The organism is Mesorhizobium sp. M4B.F.Ca.ET.143.01.1.1, from assembly GCF_004792275.1.
GTDB lineage: Bacteria > Pseudomonadota > Alphaproteobacteria > Rhizobiales > Rhizobiaceae > Mesorhizobium > Mesorhizobium abyssinicae.
Genome location: NZ_SRSR01000232.1, coordinates 1 through 322, shown reverse-complemented (window position 1 = coordinate 322; position 322 = coordinate 1). Strand labels below are relative to the sequence as shown.

Annotated in this window: 1 protein-coding gene; it reads left to right on the top strand. The window is 62.4% G+C overall.

Features of this window, described 5'->3' with window-relative positions:
- Positions 1-322: dihydroxy-acid dehydratase (locus EN786_RS36775; RefSeq protein ID WP_210238937.1), on the top strand; the 322-nt coding region annotated here is incomplete at both ends.

Here is a 322-nt window from a genome sequence, read left to right as displayed (position 1 = left end):
ACCAAACGCAAACTGCGGTCCGAAGCCTGGTTCGGCGGTGAGGGCAAGAATGCCTTCATGCACCGCAGCTGGATGAAGAATCAGGGCATTCCCGCAGACGCTTTCGACGGCCGCCCGGTGATCGGCATCTGCAACACCTGGTCGGAACTGACCCCGTGCAATGCGCATTTGCGGGCGCTGGCAGACCACGTCAAACGTGGCGTCTACGAGGCCGGCGGCCTGCCGCTGGAATTCCCGGTCATGTCGCTGGGCGAAAGCAACATGCGCCCGACCGCCATGCTGTTTCGCAACCTCGCCAGCATGGATGTCGAGGAATCCATCC